At 72.5% G+C, this 19,691-nt stretch carries 13 protein-coding genes; 8 read left to right on the forward strand and 5 right to left on the reverse strand.

Annotated features, from left to right (window positions below):
* Positions 1–53 precede the first annotated feature (53 nt).
* Complete coding sequence (locus tag ACIOJE_RS35445) at positions 54–962, reverse strand: cyclase family protein (RefSeq protein ID WP_280682081.1); 909 nt, start codon at positions 960–962, stop codon at positions 54–56.
* A gap of 218 nt (positions 963–1,180) precedes the next feature.
* Between ACIOJE_RS35445 and ACIOJE_RS35450 the strand changes: the two genes are divergently transcribed.
* From ACIOJE_RS35450 to ACIOJE_RS35475, 6 genes are all read left to right on the forward strand, one after another.
* Entirely contained in the window at positions 1,181–3,982 is a 2,802-nt protein-coding gene (locus tag ACIOJE_RS35450) for a SpoIIE family protein phosphatase (protein ID WP_400782089.1), read from the forward strand.
* A gap of 125 nt (positions 3,983–4,107) precedes the next feature.
* The gene (locus tag ACIOJE_RS35455; protein ID WP_400782091.1) at positions 4,108–5,670 is read left to right on the forward strand and encodes a sugar ABC transporter ATP-binding protein; all 1,563 of its coding nucleotides are present in this window, start codon (positions 4,108–4,110) and stop codon (positions 5,668–5,670) included.
* Positions 5,667–6,731, forward strand: coding sequence for an ABC transporter permease (locus ACIOJE_RS35460; protein ID WP_400782094.1), 1,065 nt, complete (start codon positions 5,667–5,669; stop codon positions 6,729–6,731). Before ACIOJE_RS35455 ends, ACIOJE_RS35460 begins: the two co-directional genes overlap by 4 nt.
* Complete coding sequence (locus ACIOJE_RS35465) at positions 6,728–7,876, forward strand: substrate-binding domain-containing protein (RefSeq protein ID WP_400782096.1); 1,149 nt, start codon at positions 6,728–6,730, stop codon at positions 7,874–7,876. Before ACIOJE_RS35460 ends, ACIOJE_RS35465 begins: the two co-directional genes overlap by 4 nt.
* A gap of 255 nt (positions 7,877–8,131) precedes the next feature.
* Complete coding sequence (locus ACIOJE_RS35470; protein WP_400782099.1) at positions 8,132–9,250, forward strand: PP2C family protein-serine/threonine phosphatase; 1,119 nt, start codon at positions 8,132–8,134, stop codon at positions 9,248–9,250.
* A gap of 41 nt (positions 9,251–9,291) precedes the next feature.
* Positions 9,292–10,011, forward strand: coding sequence for a TetR/AcrR family transcriptional regulator (locus tag ACIOJE_RS35475; RefSeq protein ID WP_280682070.1), 720 nt, complete (start codon positions 9,292–9,294; stop codon positions 10,009–10,011).
* 100 nt (positions 10,012–10,111) lie between these two features.
* On the opposite strand, the gene ACIOJE_RS35480 is transcribed toward ACIOJE_RS35475, so the two are convergent.
* The 4 genes from ACIOJE_RS35480 to ACIOJE_RS35495 all read right to left on the reverse strand — a co-directional run bounded on the left by ACIOJE_RS35480 (position 10,112) and on the right by ACIOJE_RS35495 (position 14,092).
* Positions 10,112–11,749 carry an amidohydrolase gene (locus ACIOJE_RS35480; RefSeq protein WP_280682068.1) on the reverse strand — a complete coding sequence of 546 codons (1,638 nt, stop codon included), beginning with the start codon at positions 11,747–11,749 and terminating at the stop codon, positions 10,112–10,114.
* A 27-nt stretch (positions 11,750–11,776) separates the two neighbouring features.
* A complete protein-coding gene (locus ACIOJE_RS35485; protein WP_280682066.1) occupies positions 11,777–13,195 on the reverse strand; it encodes an APC family permease in 1,419 nt (472 codons plus the stop codon).
* Positions 13,196–13,399: 204 nt separating this feature from the next.
* The gene (locus tag ACIOJE_RS35490; protein ID WP_400782103.1) at positions 13,400–13,909 is read right to left on the reverse strand and encodes a substrate-binding domain-containing protein; all 510 of its coding nucleotides are present in this window, start codon (positions 13,907–13,909) and stop codon (positions 13,400–13,402) included.
* Between the two features lie 18 nt (positions 13,910–13,927).
* Positions 13,928–14,092, reverse strand: coding sequence for a hypothetical protein (locus ACIOJE_RS35495; RefSeq protein ID WP_400782105.1), 165 nt, complete (start codon positions 14,090–14,092; stop codon positions 13,928–13,930).
* Between the two features lie 681 nt (positions 14,093–14,773).
* On the opposite strand from ACIOJE_RS35495, the gene ACIOJE_RS35500 reads away from it, so the two are divergent.
* Both ACIOJE_RS35500 and ACIOJE_RS35505 read left to right on the forward strand, forming a co-directional pair.
* Positions 14,774–17,194 carry an RICIN domain-containing protein gene (locus ACIOJE_RS35500; RefSeq protein WP_400782107.1) on the forward strand — a complete coding sequence of 807 codons (2,421 nt, stop codon included), beginning with the start codon at positions 14,774–14,776 and terminating at the stop codon, positions 17,192–17,194.
* 93 nt (positions 17,195–17,287) lie between these two features.
* Complete coding sequence (locus ACIOJE_RS35505; protein ID WP_280682050.1) at positions 17,288–19,687, forward strand: ricin-type beta-trefoil lectin domain protein; 2,400 nt, start codon at positions 17,288–17,290, stop codon at positions 19,685–19,687.
* Positions 19,688–19,691: the final 4 nt, after the last annotated feature.

Below are 19,691 nucleotides of genomic sequence, written 5' to 3' on the forward strand. Positions count from 1 at the left end.
GGCGGTGCGCTCACGCCTGCGTCACGACGGCGCGGACCGGCTCCCGGCCCCGCTCAGAACACCGCGAGCGGATTGACCGGGGACCCGGTGCCGCCAGGGATGTTCAGGGGTGCGGCGACGAAGAGGAACTCCCATCGCGAGGTGCGCGCGCACGCCTCGGCCAGCGGCTCCAGGTCCAGGTTGTCGATCAGCGGCAGGCCCAGGGCGGTGATGGCCAGCACGTGGATCGGCGAGTGGACGCCCTCGACCGGGCTCGGCCGCACGTCGCTGTCGCCGTCGCCGCCCAGCGCCGAGGCCCGTGACTCGCTCAGCACGCGCATCGCGCCCGGATGCAGTCCCGCGCTGAGGGTGTCCGGGTCCCACCCGCCGAGCCGCTCGCGTCGGGCGAGGTGGCCCGTGCGGACCAGGACGATGTCTCCGGGGTGGAACGGGCTGCCCTGTTCCTCGGCACAGACCAACAGCTCCGGGCCGCCGACCGCCTCGCCCGGCTCCAGCCAGGCGCGGCCCTGCAGGCGTGCCACGTCCAGCAGGACACCCCGCCCCACCAGCCCGGGCAGCAGGTCGGTCACCGCGCCGTAGGCGGCACCTTGCGAGGAGACCACCTCCCGGGCCCGCACTCCCGCGAAGAGCAGTCCGCCGTACGCGATGTGGCAGAGCGCGTCCAGGTGCGTCTGCGCCTTGCCGTGGTAGTCGGAGGCGATGAAGTCCCGGTACGCGGTCGGCTCGGGGGCCATGACGTCCGCCAGCTCGGTCATCTGGTGCAGCGCCGGCCTGGGGTTGTCGGGCCCCGGCACGCGGTCCCACGGCCGCCCCATGGCGACGACCTCACCCGTGCGTACGAGTCCGGCAGCCGCCACCCGCCGTCTTCCTTCGACCGGCCCGGGGAGACGGTCGCGCCGGATCCGCTCGAAGAGAGCGTCGAACTCGTCGCGGGTCATCGCCGGCCCATTGGCACTGGTCATGGCGCTCCTCAGCCGTCCCCCGCACTGCCGATGATGCGGTAACGGTCACCACGCCGCCACTGTGCCGGAGGTCTGCGCAATCCGGCGATAAGCCTCTTTATAGGCAAAGTCCTAATATTGCACCGAAGGGTACAGCTCCACGGAATGTGAGCGCTGTGGCGATCATGACAGCTTCGAGTGAGGTGCCGACCGGCCCCACACGGGTCCGGGAGCGGTTCATGCTCGGTGAACCGATCGAGGGCGGCGTGCGGAGTCTGATCCTGGACTCCTGGCAGCGCTGCCGCTCACTGGGGCTCTCACCGGACCGGTCCGGGCTTCCGTACCGGCCGGACATCGATCTGGACGGCCGGCTGGTCCGCGCTGCCAGGCCCGTGCTGGACCGGCTGGCCTCCAGGTTCGCCGGCAGCCGGATGAACGTGGCCCTGGCCGACGCGGACGGAGCGGTGCTGCAACGCCGTTTCGGCGAAGCGTCCATGGTCAGGCAGCTGCCCGCGATCCAGAGCGTCCCGGGCTTCGTGTTCGCCGAGCAGTACGGGGGGACCAACGGCATCGGGCTGGCGCTCGCGGAACGGCGGCTCGTCCACATCTTCGGAGCCGAGCACTTCGCCGAGCGCGCCCAGTCGAACGCCTGCACGGCGACTCCCGTCCGCGACCCCCTCAGCGGACGGATCGAGGGCGTCCTCTGCTTCGGATATCCGCGCACGTACGCGGACCCCCAGCTGGAGATCCTGATCCGCAAGGCCGCCACCGCCATCGAGCGGCGCCTGCTGGCGCAGAGTTCGGCGCGGGAGCGCGCCCTGCTGCGCGCGTACCTCGACTCCAGGCAGCACGCGCAGACCGGCGAGGCGGCCGGGGACGGGCGCCTGGTCGGGATGGACGAGCTGCCCCGAAGCGGGCTGGACCGGCACGACCAGATGCTGCTCGAACAGATCGCCACCGAGCTGATCTCCTCGGCCCAGCGCACCGCGGTCGAGGTGGCCCTCTCCCACGGCCGGCAGGTCACCCTGTTGAGCCGCCCGCTGACCAGCCCGTCCGGGGTGGAGGGCTTCGTCATCGAGGCGGTCCTGCACGGCGACTCACTGCCCCGGCTCACCACCCCCGACCACCCCGGCCGGCCGGTCGGCCCCCCGGCGCCCGCCGCAACCTCCGCCGTCCCACCGCTCGGCCACCCTCCGGGCGACGCACCCGACCGCGCGGCCACGGCGCCGGCCGCCCCCGCGGGCGGCGCGGTCACCAGGCTGCTGCTGCTGGGCGAGCCGGGCGTGGGGCAGTACGCCGTCGCGGCCCGCCGCCGCCTGGAGCTGCTGTCCGAGGCCAGCACCCGCATCGGCACCACCCTGGACGTGAGCCGCACCGCCTGGGAACTCGCCGAGATGGCCGTCCCGCGGCTGGCCGACTACGTCACCATCGACCTGCCCGAGACCGTCCTGCGCGGCGAGGAGCCCACCCACCCCGGCAACGAGCTGCACCGCACGGTGGTCCACGGCATCCGCACCGACTGCCCCTTCTACCCGGTCGGCGAACGGGTCGACCTCAACCCCAGCACGCCCCATCGCCGCTGCCTGGCCAGCGGACAGACGGTGCTGGAACCCGATCTGCGCAACGCCCCCGGCTGGATCGCACAGGGCCCCGAGGCGGCCGAGCGCCTCTTCGCGCACCAGGTCCACTCCCTCATCGCCGTCCCGCTGCTGGCCCGCGGCGTCGTGCTGGGCATCGCCTGCTTCTACCGCGCGCAGGACCCCGCCCCCTACGGGGACGACGACCGCTCGCTGGCCCAGGAGCTGGCCACCCGCGCCGCCATCTGCATCGACAACGCCCGCCGCTACACCCGCGAGCACGCCGTGGTCCTGGCCCTCCAGCGCAGCCTGCTCCCGCGCAGCCTGCCCGAGCAGAGCGCCGTCGAGGTCGCCCACCTCTACCTGCCCGCCGAGTCCGGGGTGCGCGGGGACTGGTTCGACGTCATCCCCCTCTCCGGTGCCCGGGTCGCCCTGGTCGTCGGCGACGTCGTCGGCCGCGGACTGCACGCCGCCGCCACCATGGGCCGCCTGCGCACCGCCGTGCACAACTTCACCGAACTCGACCTCGCGCCCGACGAGCTCCTCACCCACCTGGACAACCTCGTGGGGCGCCTGGACCGGGACGAGGACGGCCCGGAGCCCGCCACCGGCAACGACGGCATCGTCGGCGCCTCCTGCCTGTACGCCGTCTACGACCCGACCTCGCAGCGCTGCACCATGGCCCGCGCCGGCCACCCGCCACCCGCGGTGGTCCACCCGGACGGCACGGTCACCCTCCCCGACCTCCCCGCCGGTCCCCCGCTCGGCCTGGGCGGTCTGCCGTTCGAAAGCGCCGAGTTCCACCTCCCCGAGGGCAGTCAGCTGGTCCTGTACTCCGACGGACTCCTCGAAGACCACCAACGCGACCCCGACGCGGCCCTCGACCGGCTGCGCGCCGCCCTGGCCCACCCGAACCGCTCACCCGACGACACCTGCCGCGCGGTCGTGGAGACCGTGGTGCCGGAACATCCGGTCGACGACGTCACGCTGCTCATCGCCCGCACCCACGCCCTCCACCCCGACCGGATCGCCACCTGGGACCTGCCCGCCGACCCGGCCCGCGTCTCCGAGATCCGCGTCGCCGCCGCCCGCCGGCTGAGCGACTGGGGGCTGGACGAGGTCGCCTTCGTCACCGAACTGCTGCTCAGCGAGCTGGTCACCAACGCCATCCGCTACGGCACCGAGCCCATCCGGGTCCGTCTGATCCACGACCGCACCCTGATCTGCGAGGTCTCCGACGGCAGCAGCACCGCCCCGCACCTGCGCCACGCGGCCACCACCGACGAGGGCGGCCGCGGCCTGTTCCTCGTCGCCCAGCTCACCCAGGCCTGGGGCACCCGCCACACCGCCCGGGGCAAGGTCATCTGGGCCGAATGCGCCCTGGACGCGGACAGCGGCATCCCCGACCTCTTCGAGAGCCACTTCCTCGAGAGCGGGTTCGCCGACATCCCCGGGCTCGAATGAGCCGCCTTCCGGACACGACCCCCTCGGACACAACCCCCGCGGACACCGCTCCTCGCGGACACCACCGGGGACCGTGGCGTGCCGAGACCACGACGGCCGGGCCGAGCCGGCAGGGACGGTGACCCGTGCACGACGCTCCCGACCCCTCGGTGGCCCCACCCGCGCAGCGCGCCCCACTCGTCCGCATCCGCGGCCTCGGAAAGCGCTTCGGCGGCACCCTCGCGCTCGCCGGGATCGACCTCGACATCCACCGCGGCAGCATCCTGGCCCTGCTCGGCCCCAACGGCGCCGGCAAATCCACCCTCATCCGGACACTCGCCGGTATCCACCAGGCCGACCAGGGCGCGGTGACGGTGGCCGGGCACCCCCTCGGCACCGAGGCCGCCGCTCGCCAGATGGCCTTCATCCACCAGGACCTCGGCCTCGTCGAGTGGATGACGGTCGCCGAGAACATCGCCCTGGTCACCGGCTACCCGCGCCGTCACGGACTGATCTCCTGGCGCCGGACCCGCGAGCGCTGCGCCGACGCCCTCGCCCTGGTCGCCGGGCACCTCGACCCCGACGCGCCGATCGCCGACCTCGCCCCCGCCGAACGCTCGCTGGTCGCCATCGCCCGTGCGCTGGCCACCCGGGCGGAGCTCATCGTCCTGGACGAGCCGACCGCCGACCTCCCCGCCGCGGACTGCGCCCGGCTCTTCGCCGTGCTGCGCACCCTGCGCGACCGAGGACACGGCATCGTCTACGTCACCCACCGGCTCGACGAGGTCCACCAGGTCGCCGACACCTTCGCCGTCCTCCGTGACGGCCGCCTGATCAGCTCCGGCCCGCTCGCCGGCCACAGCCGCCGGCGCCTGGTCCACGACATCGTGGGCCGCGAACCGGTCGGCCACCGGGCCGTCCCGGTCACCCCCGCCGAGGGCCCGGTGGTGCTGAGCCTCGACGGGGTGCGCACCGCGAACGCCGGACCGATCAGTCTGGAGCTGCGCGCCGGCGAAATCCTCGGCATAGTGGGCCTCACCGGCGCCGGCCAGCTCGACCTGGGTCGTGCCCTCGCCGGATCCCGTCCGATCCTCGGCGGGCGGGCCCTGCTCGACGGCCGGCCGTACACCCCGCACACGGTGGCCGGCGCCGTCGACTCCGGCGTCGGCCTGGTCGCCGGCAACCGTCAGGAGGAGGGCTGTGCCGCTGAACTGACGGTCCGCGAGAACTTCCTGGCCAACCCCCGGGCGGGCGGCCGATCGGCGCTGCACTGGATCAGCCCCCGGCGCGAGCGGGCCGAGGCCGCCACCCTGATCGAACGGTTCTCGGTGCGGCCCCGCGACAGCGAGGCGCGGATCGCCACGCTGTCCGGCGGGAACCAGCAGAAGATCATGGTCGGCCGGTGGCTCCGGCTGCACCGCCGGCTGTTGATCCTTGAGGAGCCGACCGCCAGCGTGGACGTCGGTGCCAAGGCCGAGCTCTACCGCCTGCTCGACCGGGCGCTGGCCGCCGGCCTCGCGGTCCTGCTCATCTCCACCGACTTCGAGGAGGTCGCCACCGTGTGCCACCGCGCCCTGGTGTTCGTCCGCGGGACCGTGACCGCCGAGCTGACCGGTACGAGCCTCACCGTCACGGAACTCACCACCACCGCCTCGGCCTTGCCTCCCGTCACCGGCGGTGACGGCAACGGGCCCGCGACCGGCCGATGACCGCGACCCCCTCCCGCCGGTCCCCGCGGGGCCGCCGGCACGGGCACCTGATCGGCGGCTACGGCCTGCCAGTCCTCGCCGCCCTGCTGTTCCTGGCCTTCTCCGTCGCGCTGCCGGACACCTTCCCCACCCTCGACAACGTCTCCTCGATCCTGTCCAACCAGTCGATCCCCGCCATCCTCGCGCTCGGTGCGACGCTCCCGATCGCCACCGGCAAGTTCGACCTGTCCATCGGCTACGGCCTCGGCCTCGCGCACGTCCTGGTCCTGCGGCTCGTCGTCGACGGCAACTGGCCCTGGCCGCTCGCCTGCCTGGTGGTGGTCCTGGGCGCAGCCGCCTTCGGGGCCCTCAACGGTGTCGTCGTCGAGTTCGGGCGGATCGACTCCTTCATCGCCACGCTCGGCACCGGGAGCATCCTGTACGCCTTCACCGGCTGGATCACCGGCGGCGCCCGGATCGTCCCCGGCCCGGGCGGCCTGCCGGTCGCCTTCACCGACCTCTACGACTCCACCTTCCTCGGACTGCCGGTGTCCGCGTCCTACGTGCTCGCACTCGCGGTCGCCCTGTGGCTGCTGCTGGAGCGGCTGCCGCTCGGCCGGTACCTGTACGTCATCGGCTCCAACCCGCGCGCCGCCGAGCTCGTCGGCATCCCCGTCCGCCGCTACAGCGTCTACGCCTTCGCCGGATCGGGCCTGGTCGTCGGCTTCGCGGGGGTCCTACTCGCCGCGCAGCAGCAGATCGGCAACCCGAGCGTCGGCCTGGAATACCTGCTGCCCGCGTTCGTCGGCGCGCTGCTCGGCTCCACCGCGATCAAACCCGGACGGGCCAACCCCCTGGGCACCGTGGTCGCCGTCGCCGTCCTCGCCATCGGCCTGGCCGGTATGGGGCAGCTCGGCGCCGACTTCTGGGCCGTGCCGCTGTTCAACGGCGCGACGCTGCTCCTCGCCGTCGGTCTGGCGGGCTACTCGGCACGCCGCCGGCTGCGCGCCGGCGCCGGCGAGACCCTCCGTCCGCCCGCACCGCCACCGACGGACCGGGCGCTCTCCCGGGACACGCCGTGAACCGTGGTGCCGCGGCGGTGCTGGCGGCCGTCGTGCTGGCCGCGGCCGCCACCGCGCTGGCCGGCTGCCAGCGCGGCCTGCCGGCCGGAACCGGGGCCGCCGCCCCGGGGGTGTCGGGCGCCGGCTGCCCCGCCACCCTCGCCAGGGCGGAGGCGGACGTCCGGCAGGCCGAACAGGTCGGCGCCCCCTGGAACGGCCCCACCAGCGGCCCCCGGGCCGTTCCCGGCAGGACCGTCGTCTACGTCGCCGAGACCATGACCAACCCCGGCGTCGCGGGCGTCGCCAGGGGCGTCACCGAAGCCGCGACGGTCATCGGCTGGAACGTCCGGGTGATCGACGGGCAGGGCACGCCCGCCGGCATCCAGGCGGCCCTCGGCCAGGCGGTCGCCCTCGCACCCTCGGGCATCGTCATCGGCGGCTTCGACCCGAACCTGACCTCGCAGCAGGTCGCGCAGGCCGGCGCGGCGCACATCCCGCTCATCGGCTGGCACGCGGCCCCGGCCCCCGGGCCGAGCCAGAACCCCCCGCTCTACAGCAACGTCACCACCAGCGTCGGCGACGTCGCGCGGATCAGCGCGCACTGGGTCATCGCGGAGTCCAACGGCAACGCCGGAGTCGTCGTCTTCACCGACGACTCGACCTCGTTCGCCCGGACCAAGTCCCAACTGATCAAGGCCGAACTCGCCACCTGCCCCGGTGTGCGGCTGCTGGCCTCCGAGAACATCCCCATCCCGGACGCGTCCGGTCGCACCCCCCAGGCGGTCTCCGCCCTCCTCGCCGGCTTCCAGGGCCAGTGGACGCACTCCGTCGCCATCAACGACCTGTACTTCGCCGATGCCGCGCCCGCCCTGCGCGCGGCCGGCCGGCCCGGCAACGCCGCCCCGTACAACATCGGCGCGGGCGACGGCGACCCCTCGGCCTTCCAGCGCATCAACAGCAGACAGTTCCAGGCCGCCACCGTCCCCGAACCCCTCACCGAGCAGGGCTGGCAGATCATCGACGAGTTCAACCGCGCCTTCTCCCACCAGCCCCCCAGCGGCTACGCCGCCCCGGCCCACATCACCACGGCCGCCAACAGCGGCGGGGCGACCTCCTGGGACCCGCCGGGCTACCGGCAGGCGTACCGGACGATCTGGGGCAGGTAGCGAGGGCAGTGCCGACCGAAGCCCACCCACCGGAGTCGGACCGCCGCGTCGCGCGACGGCCCGAGCGCCGCGCGGTCGCGTGATCGACTCCGCCGACGGGCGGCAGTGGCGGCTTCGCCGTGATGATTGATGCATGGGTGTACAGGCGGATCGCGAACCGGATGGCGCCCGCCATCGGAGCGAGCGGTGAGGCTCCTCCACCGCGGTGGGCCGGACCGGCACAGTGCAACGGAGCCGGGCGGCACGGAGCCGCAGGTGCCCGCGCCGCCGGCCTGGATTCGCTGGCTGCCGGCCATCTACGGCGCGGCCATCCTGGCGCTGGAACCGATCACTCCCGTGGAGTGGCCGGTGAGCTTCCTGCTCATCGCCCTGCCCGTCGTCGCCGCCTACGCCCACGGTCCCGCCTTCGTCGGCGCCGTCACGGTGTTCGCCGTGGTCCTCGAAGGCGTCCTGGCGGGGACTCCGTGCTGTGCGGGCCGCACCGTGGGCTATCTGTGGGAGCGCAGCTACGTGTTTACCTACATCTCCACGGCGCTGGTCGGGGCGCTGGGCGCCCTGCTGGCGGCCCACCGGACGCGGCGGGAGCGCACCCTGGCCACCGTGCGCTCGGTGGCCGAGACGGCGCAACGCGTGTTGCTGCGCCCGGTGCCCCACCTCCTGGGCCGCGTCAGCCTCGAAACCCTGTACCTGTCGGCGGCCGCGGAGGCCCGGATCGGCGGCGACCTCTTCGAGGCGATGAACACCGCGCACGGTGTGCGCCTGCTGATCGGCGATGTCCGGGGCAAGGGCCTGCTCGCGGTGGAGACGGCCGCGACGATGCTGGCCGCCTTCCGCGAGGCCGCCTACGACGAGCCCGATCTGCCCGCGATAGCGCGCAGACTGGAGCGGAGCATGAGCCGCCGAGCCGATCAGCTCCCCGGCAGCGAGGAACGCTTCATCACCACGGTGCTCGCCGAGATTCCCGGCGACGAGCCCGTGGTCCGCATCGTCAACTGCGGTCACCCCCCTCCACTGCTCATCGACCGGAGCCGGGTCACCGAACTGGCCCCGCGCGATCCGTCACCGCCCCTCAACCTCGGTGTGCTGCTCGGCGGCGACTACCACGTCGACGTGGAGCCCTTCCGCCCGGGCGACCAGCTGTTGCTGTACACCGACGGCGTGACCGAGACCCGCGACCGCACCGGGGCCTTCTACCCGCTCACCGAGCGCGTTCGCGCCTGGACCGCGCTACCGCCACGCGAGCTCTTGAACCACCTGCACCAGGATCTGCTCGCCTACAACGGTGCCGCCCTCGACGACGACGTCGCCGTGCTCGTCGCGCAGCGGCTCCCCGACGAGGAGGAGCAGGGCGCGCACGGGGTGGCGGAGCGCTGATCCCCCTTCCTACGTCAAGGACGTTGTCATAGTCTGCCCGGATGAGCGATCGTGTAGTCCCCGAGCCCCGGCGGAGGCGTCGGCGGCCCACCAAGCAGGGTGTCGTCCTCTCCACCGAGCTGATCGTCGACACGGCGCTGCGGCTGGTCGGGCAGCACGGCGCCGACGCGCTCACCGTCCGGCGGCTCGGTGCCGCCCTCGGCGCCGATCCCAGCGCCGTCTACCGGTACTTCCGCAACACGGACGACCTGCTGCTCGCCGTCGCCGACGAACTCGTCGGCCGCGCCCAGCACGGTTGGCAGCCCACCGGCGACTGGCGGGCGGACCTGCGTGCCATCGGCCTGCGCATCCACGCCAACTACCAGGCCCATCCCCAGGCCGCCCTGCTCGCCGCCCACCGCACCACCGGCCGCGCCCACGAGATCGCGGCCGTCGAGGCCATCCTGGGAGTCCTGCGCACCGCCGGCTTCCCGGATCCCGAGGCCGTCCGCGTCTACCACGCCTTCGTCGACCAGAGCCTCGGCTTCGCGGTCCTCGACGCCGCCGCCCTCGCCCTGCCCGCCGCCGCCCAGGCCGCGGACCTGCGGGTCTGGCAGGCCTCCTACGCCCGCCTCGACGCCACCACCCACCCGCGCATCGCCGCCACCGCCCACCTGCTCGCCGCCGACATGCGCCGCAGCGGCTACCCGTACGCCCTCGAACTGCTCCTCGACGCCGCCGAGGCCCGTCTGCGGGCGACGGACCCCGACCCGGACAGCTGACACCCGTCGACGGTCGGGCCGGCGGCGGCCGGGTCCGTCGAGGTGCACGCCGACCGGGCCGCCTCCGTGTGGAGACGGCCCGGTCGCGGCGGCACGGCGGTCAGTCGGCCGTGTGGACGAGCTCTCCCCCGACGTAGGTGCGCAGCACCCGGGCGTCGGCGATCTCCTCGGCGGGGGCGGTGAGGATGTCGCGGTCGAGGACGACGAGGTCGGCCAGGTGTCCGGGGGTGAGCGTGCCCGCGTCGTCGTGCCCGTTCACGTACGCGGTCCCGGCCGTGTACGCGGCGATGGCGGAGGCCAGGTCGAGCCGCTGCTCGGGCAGGAAGACCCGGCCGTCGGTGGCCTCCGGCTCCATCCGGTTGACGGCCACGTGCAGGCCGGCCAGCGGGTCCGGGCTGCTCACCGGCCAGTCGCTGCCCGCCGCCAGGGTGGCGCCCGCGCGCTGGAGGGCGCCGAACGGGTACTGCCAGGCGGCGCGCTCGGGGCCGAGGAAGGGGATGGTCAGCTCGTCCATCTGCGGTTCGTGGGCGGCCCACAGCGGCTGGATGTTGGCGACCGCACCGAGTCGCGCGAAGCGCGGCAGGTCGTCCGGGTGGACCACCTGGAGGTGGGCCAGGTGGTGGCGGGTGTCGCGCCGGCCGTTCGCGGCGCGGGCGGCCTCGATCGCGTCCAGCGCCTCGCGGACGGCCCGGTCGCCGAGCGCGTGGAAGTGCACCTGGAAGCCGAGCGCGTCCAGTTCGGTGACGTACCCGCGCAGCGCGGTCGGATCGACGAAGCTGAGGCCGGAGTTGGCGGTGGCGCAGCCGCAGCCGTCCAGGTAGGGGCTGGTCATCGCGGCGGTGAAGTTCTCCGCGATGCCGTCCTGCATGATCTTCACCGAGCCGGCCCGGAACCGTCCGTGGCCCGACTTCGCTCGCCGGTCGACGAGTTCGGGGATCTGCTCGGCGCCCCGGTCGCGGTCCCACCAGAGCGCGCCGGTCACCCGGGCGGTGAGCGCGCCGGAGCGGGCGGCCGTCAGGTAGGCGTCGGAGGGGTCCGGCTGGCCGTTGAACTCGCCGAGCAACGCGTCCTGCCAGCCGGTGATGCCGAGCGAGTGCAGCAGCCGCTGGGCGCGCAGCAGCCCGTCCAGCCGGTCGGCGGCGGTGGCGGGCGGGATCAGCCGGGCGACCAGGGTGGTGGCGCCCTCCTGGAGCGTGCCGCTCGGGGTGCCGTCGGCCTCGCGCTCGATCCGCCCGTCGGCCGGGTCGGGGGTGTCCCGGGTGAGGCCGGCGAGTTCCAGGGCCCGGGTGTTGGCCCAGGCGCCGTGGTGGTCGCGGTTGGTGAGGTACACCGGGCGGTCGGGGACGGCGGAGTCGAGCAGCTGCCGGGTCGGCAGGCCGCCGTCGAAGCTCTCCATCGACCAGCCGCTGCCGGTGATCCACTCCAGCCCGGGATTGGCCTCGGCGTAGGCGCGGACGCGCTCCAGGTAGTCGGCGACGCCGATCGTCCCGGTCAGGTCGCAGGCGGCCAACTCCGTTCCGCCGTACACCGCGTGGATGTGTGCGTCCTGGAAGCCCGGCAGCAGCAGCTTGCCGGCGAGGTCCACGACCTCGGTTCCCGGCCCGATCAGCTCCCGGACCTCGTCGTGCCCGACGGCGGTGATCCGCCCGTCGGTCACGGCCAGGCCGGTCGCCCGGGTGCGGGCGGCGTCGCCGGTGTGCACGGGGCCGTGGGTGAAGACCAGATCGGCCTTGGTCATGGGTGGTGCTCCGTTCCCTGGTTTTTCTCAGTGCGCGTCGTGCAGGAAGTACGGTGAGCGCCTCCGCCAGCGGGCCCAGGCGGCCGCCGGCAGTCCGCTCACGATCATCAGCACCGGCACGGACAGCTCGAACCACCCGTTGTCGGCGGCCAGTTCGAAGTGGTCGGCGGAGTCGTAGAAGCTCCAGGCCAGGTAGCCGCCGACCGCGAGCAGCGCCGCCGCGCCCAGCAGCGGGAGGACCACCGCGCGCAACCCCTCCAGCGGGCTGGTGCGCAGCAGGTGGCGGAACTGGACGGCGGCGGCGACGGCCGTCAGCGCGTAGTAGAGGGCGACGACGATGCCGATCGCGTTGACGGAGGCCGAGATCAGGTCGCCGACGGTCGGGATGGCGAGCGACCCCAGGGCCAGGACCACCGCGATGCCGGTGATCAGCAGCGTGCCGACGGCGGGGGTGGAGTGCTTGGGGTGCAGCCGGGTCCAGACCGGGCCGAGCACCTGGTCGCGCCCCATCGCGTACAGCCCGCGGGCGGTCGGGATCACCGAGGACTGCAGCGAGGCCACGGCGGAGAACATCAGCGCGATCAACGGCAGTGCGGCCAGCGGCTGGTGGGCCAGCTTCGCGCCGAAGTAGGTGAGGCCGTGCGCGCCGTTGTCGGCCAACTCGTCGATCGGCAGCACCCGTTGGAAGGCCGTACCGGCGAGCAGGAACATCAGCAGCATCACCACCAGGGCCAGCAGGCCGCCGCGGGACGCGTCCCGCGGGTTCCGTACCTCCTCGCCGACGCTGAACACCGACTCGAAGCCCCAGTAGCAGAACACGGCCAGCACCATGCCCTGCGCCACCGCGCCGAAGGACGGGATGTCGAAGGGGTTGAACCACTGCAGCGAGAACGGTTGGTCGCCAGCGAACAGCCCGTACCCGCAGAAGCCGAGCAGCACCGCGTACTCGAACACCAGCAGCGCCTTCTGCAGCCGGGCCGCCAGATCCAGCCCCCGGACCGCGACCAGTGCCGCGCCCACCAGGACGACCAGGCCGAGCAGCGTGCACTGGGCGGTTGAGTCCGCGTCCAGCCGGAGCCCGGCGACGCTGCGCAGGTGCGCCTGGTCGAGCAGCTGGATGATCGAGGAGCCGGTGACGGTGGTGGTGTACGCCATGAAGACCACGGTCCCCACGGTGTTCACCCACCCGGTGAGGAAGCCCAGCCAGGGACTGAGCGTGCGGCCGACCCACCGATAACTGCTGCCCGCGTCCGGGTCGACCGCGTTCAGCCGCCCGTACCCGCCGGCGATGGCGAGCACCGGCAGGAAGGCCAGCAGCATGATCGCCGGCAGGTGCAGGCCGACGATGCCGGCCATCAGCCCCAGGCCGATGCCGATGCTGCTGGTGGCGGCCGTACTGGAGGCGGCGATCACCGCCCCGTCCAGCAGGCCGAGGGACTGGGGCATGGTGACGTGGGCGCTGCTCGGGTCCGCTCCCGGACCGCCGCCCGGGTCCGTTCCGGGGCCGCTGCTCGTATCCGCTCCGGGGCCGCTGCTCGCGTCCGGTCTCGGACCGCTGCCCGTGGCCTTCTCCGTCGATGCCAACAGATCACCGCCTTGGCTGTGGGGGTGCACGTGTGGGGAAGTGCACGTGTGGGGGAATGCGAGCCATCAAACCGGCGGCGGCGTTAACACGTCAATGATGTTGTCATAAGCGCTCCCGGCACGGCCCTGGTCGAAGGCGTCCTTGGCGGCCTTCACCCGGTCCCCGAAGACGGTGACGTCCTGCTTCCACGCGGAGATGATCCGGGTGTCCGCCGGGTTCCAGCCGGCCTTCTTGAACTCCTCCGCGGCGCGCTGGCCGACCTGCCGGCCCATCTGCCGGCCGGAGAAGCCGATCCGGGGTACCAGGTCGGACGCGGCGCACTGCGCCGGGGACGGCCCGCTCGTGCAGACCTGGTCGTCCGCGGTGAGCAGCGCAGCCCTGGCGTCCCGGGCCGTCTGGACCACCTGCTGGCCGACCGCCGGGTCCGGCACCACGATGATCAGGCCGTCGCTCTTCCGCGCGATCGCGGACTGGACCTCGCTGACCGTCTTGTTCGCGTCGTTGCCGAGGTTCACGACCTTCAGATCGGCGCCCAGCTCGGCCGCCCTGGCCTTCGCCCCCGCGGCCTCGTCCACGAAGTACTACCGGTCCCCCTACTTCTGCAGGTAGGTGATCGAGATCTTGCCGGAGGCCCGCGCCACCGGCGCGTCGGCAGTGTTCGAGGACGCCTGTCCGGTCGAGCACGCGGCCAGCCCGAGGACGGTGGCCAGGCTCAACGCGGCGGTCGGGGCCAGGCGGCCGCGGAGGGAGAGGCGCATGGTGGGGACTCCTGGTGTGGGACCGACCAGCTAGAAGCAACACAACCGATCAGAAAGCGTCGCAATCAAACGCGACGAAGCACAGGAAGCGCCTGGATCCAGGCCCGAGTCAAGCCCATGTTCCCAACCGGGAGGTTTCGAGACCCTCTTGTTATGTCCATTCAGAGTCCCTGTTGTACATGAGAGTTGACGGACCGAAAGGTCGCGCACGCGCTCGATGGCGGCCCGGACCCCTCCCGGGGGATGTGCAACGAGGCGGCCTTGCACGTTCGGTGCCGTCCTGGCGATTGCCCTGATCGGGGCCGGTCCAGACGGGCCGTCCCAGCACTTCCTACCGGCCGGTAAGGCGTTGCCCCGGACAGCTTCGGGCAAGGTCGGCGCGGCGTCAATAGCACGAGGTGGAAGCACATACAGACGGCCGGTCCGCGCCGGGCGTGCGGCGGAGCACCCTGCCGTTGCTCAACGACGTTGAATTTAATGCCAAATTGTTGATTAATGTTGGACGTTGGGTCTACGCTCCTGCCCGGTGTTCCGGCATGCACCCGACAGCGCTCGCTGCCCCGGCCAGCCGACCGTCCGCGGCCCGAGTCCTGCCACCCCCGCACGCATGCCGCCAGAGCCGCAGGACAGGAGTAGTCGATGAGAAAACCTCCCCACCCACTGCGCAGAGGGATCACCGCGATGGCGACGTTCGCCCTGGGCATCGCAACCACCCTCATGTCCTCGCCGGCGGCGGTTGCGGCACCGGCCCCTGCGACGGCCGACCAGTCCGTGACGCTCGACGGCTCCTCACCAGGACGGGCGTTCGACGGTCTCGGCGCGATCAGCGGCGGCGGGGCCACCTCGCGGTTGCTGGTCGACTACCCCGAGCCCCAGCGCAGCCAGGTCCTGGACTACCTCTTCAAGCCCGGCTACGGCGCCTCGCTGCAGACGCTGAAGGTGGAGATCGGCGGCGACGCCAACTCCTCCGACGGCCCCGAGCCGTCCCACATGCGCACCCCCACCGAGGTCGACTGCAATCGGGGCTACGAGTGGTGGCTCATGGAGCAGGCCAAGGCCCGCAACCCCGGGATCACCTTCTACGGCCTGGAGTGGGCCGCGCCGGGCTGGTTGAACGGCGGAATCTGGTCGCAGGACAACATCACCTACCTGGAGTCCTGGCTCGGGTGCGCCCGGAGCCACGGACTGAACGTCGGCTACCTCGGCGGCTGGAACGAACGCGGTTACGACAAGGCCTGGTTCGAGAAGCTGCGTGCCGACCTGGACGGCCACGGCCACCAGGACACCGTCCTGGTCGCTTCCGACAGCGACGACGAGCACTGGTCGATCGCCGCGGACATGGCGAGCGACCCCGCCTTCGCCAAGGCCGTCGGCGTCATCGGCCTGCACGGCACCTGCTGGCACTCGACCCCGGTCTACACGGCCTGTCCGGGCAGCAGCACCGCGACCGGGCTGGGCAAGAAGCTGTGGGCCTCCGAGGACGACAACGACAGCTACGGAGCCGACCCGGCCGCCCTGGCCCGCAACGTCAACCGCGAGTACCTCGACGCCCGGATCACCTCGGACATCAAGTGGGCGCTGGTCAGCTCCTGGCCCTCGGAGCTGCCCTACGCGGGCGCCGGCCTGATGGCCGCCGACCAGCCCTGGTCCGGCAACTACGCGGTGGGCCGCGACATCTGGGTGATGGCGCACACCACCCAGTTCGCCAAGCCCGGCTGGCAGTACCTGGACGCCTCCAGCGGCTACCTCGCCGGTGCCGGCGCCAACGGCGACCCGCACAGCGGGAGTTACATCACGCTCAAGTCCGGCCGGGACTACAGCACGGTCATCGAGTCCACCGACGCCACCGCCGCGCAGACCGTCAACGTCAAGGTCGCCGGCGGCCTGTCCACCGGCCCGGTGCACGTCTGGGCCACCGACATGAACTCCACCGACCCGTCGAGGTGGTTCGTCCACACCCAGGACCTGACGCCGAAGGGCGGTTCGTACTCCCTCACCGTGCAGCCCGGTTACGTCTACACGGTGACCACCACCACCGGCCAGGGCAAGGGCACCGCCGCGGCACCCCCGTCCACCGCGATGCCGCTGCCCTACCGGGCCGACCTCAGCGGATACCCCGCCGGTGCCACCGCCCGCTACTTCCACGACTGGGCCGGCGCCTTCGAGACCGCGCCCTGCCCGACCGGGGCGACCACCCCGATGTGCCTGCGCCAGGTGATCACCCGGGCGCCCATCCCGTGGCACGACGACATGAACTACACCCCGCTCACCCTCCTGGGCGACCCGTCCTGGGCGCACTACCAGGCGAGCACCGACGTCGTCCTCGAACAGGCCGGCACCTCCGCCGAACTGCTCGGCCGCATCGACCACGTCGACCACGACCGCTCCGGCTACCACCTGAAGATCGACGACACCGGCGCCTGGAGCCTGTTCACCGAGGACCGCGCCGGAGCCGACACCGTGCTGGCGAGCGGCAGCTACCCCGGCGCCGGGGCCGGCACCTGGCACAACCTCACACTGGCCGTGCAGGGCCAGAACATCACCGCGTCGATCGACCACACGCAGGTCGCCTCGGTCGCCGACGCCTCCCACCTCGTCGGGCAGATCGGCCTGGGAGTCGGCGGCTTCCAGCACGCCGATTTCGCCAACACCACCGTGACGCCGCTGGCCGCACCGGCCACCCACACCGTGACCAGCGCCAACAGCGGCAAGTGCCTGGACGTCACGGGCGCGTCCACCGCTGACGGAGCCCAGGTCGTCCAGTGGACCTGCGGCACCGGCAAGGCCAACCAGCAGTGGACTCTCGTCCCGGTCGCCGGAACCGGCACCGTCCAGCTGGTGTCGGCCAACAGCGGCAAGTGCCTGGACGTCACGGGCGCGTCCACCGCTGACGGAGCCCAGGTCGTCCAGTGGACCTGCGGCACCGGCAAGGCCAACCAGCAGTGGACCCCCGTCCCGGCCACCGGGGCCCGCGTTCAGCTGGTATCGGCCAACAGCGGCAAGTGCCTGGACGTCACGGGCGCCTCGACGGCCGACGGCGCCCAGGTCGTCCAGTGGACCTGCGGCACCGGCCGGGCCAACCAGGAGTGGACCGTCTCGTAACGGGACCGGCGAAGCCCCTGCCCCCACGTCGTGCCGGGCGCCTGCGGGCGCCCGGCACGGACCGCCACCCCTCCCCACACCCAGGAGACGCCCATGGGCCGTCAACACCTGTCATCGACCTGGCGCACCGCCCTGAGCGCGGCGCTCGTCCTCGCCGGCGCGCTGGGCGGCCTGACCGCGCCGTCGGCCGCCCAGGCCGCCACCCCCACCGCCGTCACCATCGACGGCGCCAAGCCGGGCCTCACCTTCGACGGCGTCGGCGCCATCTCCGGCGGCGGCGGCAACTCCCGCCTGCTGGTGGACTATCCGGAGCCCCAGCGCAGCCAACTGCTCGACTACCTGTTCAAGCCCGGCTACGGAGCCTCGCTGCAGACGCTGAAGCTGGAGATCGGCGGCGACACCAACTCCACCGACGGCGCCGAACCCAGCATCGAGCACACCCGCGGCACCGTCGACTGCCACCAGGGCTACGAGTGGTGGCTGGCCGAGCAGGCCAAGGCCCGCAACCCCGACATCACGTTCTACGGCCTGTCCTGGGGCGCCCCCGGCTGGATCGGCAACACCGGCAGCGGCGGCAACTTCTGGTCCCAGGACAGCGTCAACTACCTGATGGACTGGATGGGCTGCGCCACCCAACACCACCTGAACGTCTCCTACCTCGGCGGGTGGAACGAGCGCGGCTTCGACAAGGCCTGGTACGAGAACCTGAAGAGCACGCTCGTGGCACGCGGTTACGGCGCCACCAAGGTCGTCGCCGCCGACGACACCTGGGACGTGGCCGACGCCATGGCCACCGACCCGGCATTCAAGAACGCCGTCGACATCGTCGGCGTCCACTACCCCTGCGGGTACATGAGCGACTTCAGCAACTGCCCCAGCCCGGCGAACGCCCAGGCGCTCGGCAAGCCGCTGTGGGCGAGCGAGAACGGCTCCGAGGACGCCGACGGCGGCGCCCCGGCGGTGGCGCGCGGGATCAACCGCGGCTACCTCGACGGCAAGATGACCTCGTTCATCAACTGGCCGGTCATCGCCGCGCTCTACCCCGACCTGTTCTTCTCCACCGACGGCATGTCGATCGCCAACCAGCCCTGGTCCGGCAACTACACGATCGGCAAGACCACCTGGGTCACCGCGCACACCACCCAGTTCACCAAGCCCGGTTGGCGCTACATCGACTCCGCGAGCGGCTACCTCGGCGGCGCCCGCACCAACGGCAGCTACGTCACGCTGAAGGGCGCGAACAACCGCGACTACAGCACCGTCATCGAGACGATGGACGCCACCACCGCCCAGACCGCGAGCTTCACCGTCACCGGTGGCCTGTCCACCGGCAAGGTCCACGTCTGGTCCACCGACCTCAACTCCACCAACTCCGCCGACTGGTTCGTCCACCAGCAGGACGTCACCCCGGCCCACGGCACGTACACCCTCACCCTGCAGCCCGGCCGGGTCTACACCGTGACCACCACCACCGGACAGGGCAAGGGCACCGCCACCCCGCCGCCCGCCGCGCCGATGAAGCTGCCCTACGCGGACACCTTCGAGACGCCCGCGACGACCACCTCGCCGAAGTACTTCGCGGACATGAACGGCGCCTTCCAGACCGTCGCCTGCGGCGGCGGCCGCACCGGCACCTGCCTGCGCCAGATGGCCCCGACCAGGCCGATCAACTGGACCGACGAGCCGTACAACGCCCCGTACACGATGATGGGCGACGGCAGCTGGTCCAACTACACCGTCACCGCCGACACCCTGTTCGAGCAGTCGAGCACCGTCGAACTCCTCGGCCGGGTCAACCAGCAGGGCCGCAACAACAACGGCCTGAACGCCTACCACCTGCGGGTCAGCGACACCGGCGCCTGGTCCATCGACAAGAGCGACACCCGCTGGAACTTCACCACCCTCGCCTCCGGCACCACCACCGCCCTCGGCACCGGCCGTTGGCACACCGTCGCGCTCACTCTGGACAACGCGACGCTCACCGCGAGCATCGACGGCACCGCCGTGGGCAGCACGACCGACGCCAGCTTCACCAACGGACGCGCCGGCCTCGGCGTGACCGGCTACCAGACCGACCAGTTCGACAACTTCGCCCTCACCCCCGGCACTCCCGCCACCCACACCGGCCCGATCGCCTCCGCCCTGCCCGGCACCTGCGCCCGACCCACCGCCGGCACCAGCGGCGCCGCCGTGCAGCTGTGGGCCTGCGACGGCAGCGCCCAGCAGGTGTGGACCCGCACCAACGGCACCCTCACCCACAACGGCAAGTGCCTCGACGTCACCGGCCAGGGCACCGTCAACGGCACCACGGTCGGGCTGTGGGACTGCAACGGCGCCGCCAACCAGCAGTGGCTCCCCCAGCCGGACGGCACCCTGAAGAGCGCCCAGTCCGGCCGCTGCCTCGACGACCCGGCGGCGGCCACCGCCAACGGCACCCCGCTGGAGATCTGGGACTGCAACGGCGGCACCAACCAGCGGTGGACCCTGCCGTAGCCCC

It is taken from the genome of Kitasatospora sp. NPDC087861 (genome assembly GCF_044742585.1).
In the GTDB taxonomy this organism is placed as follows: domain Bacteria; phylum Actinomycetota; class Actinomycetes; order Streptomycetales; family Streptomycetaceae; genus Kitasatospora.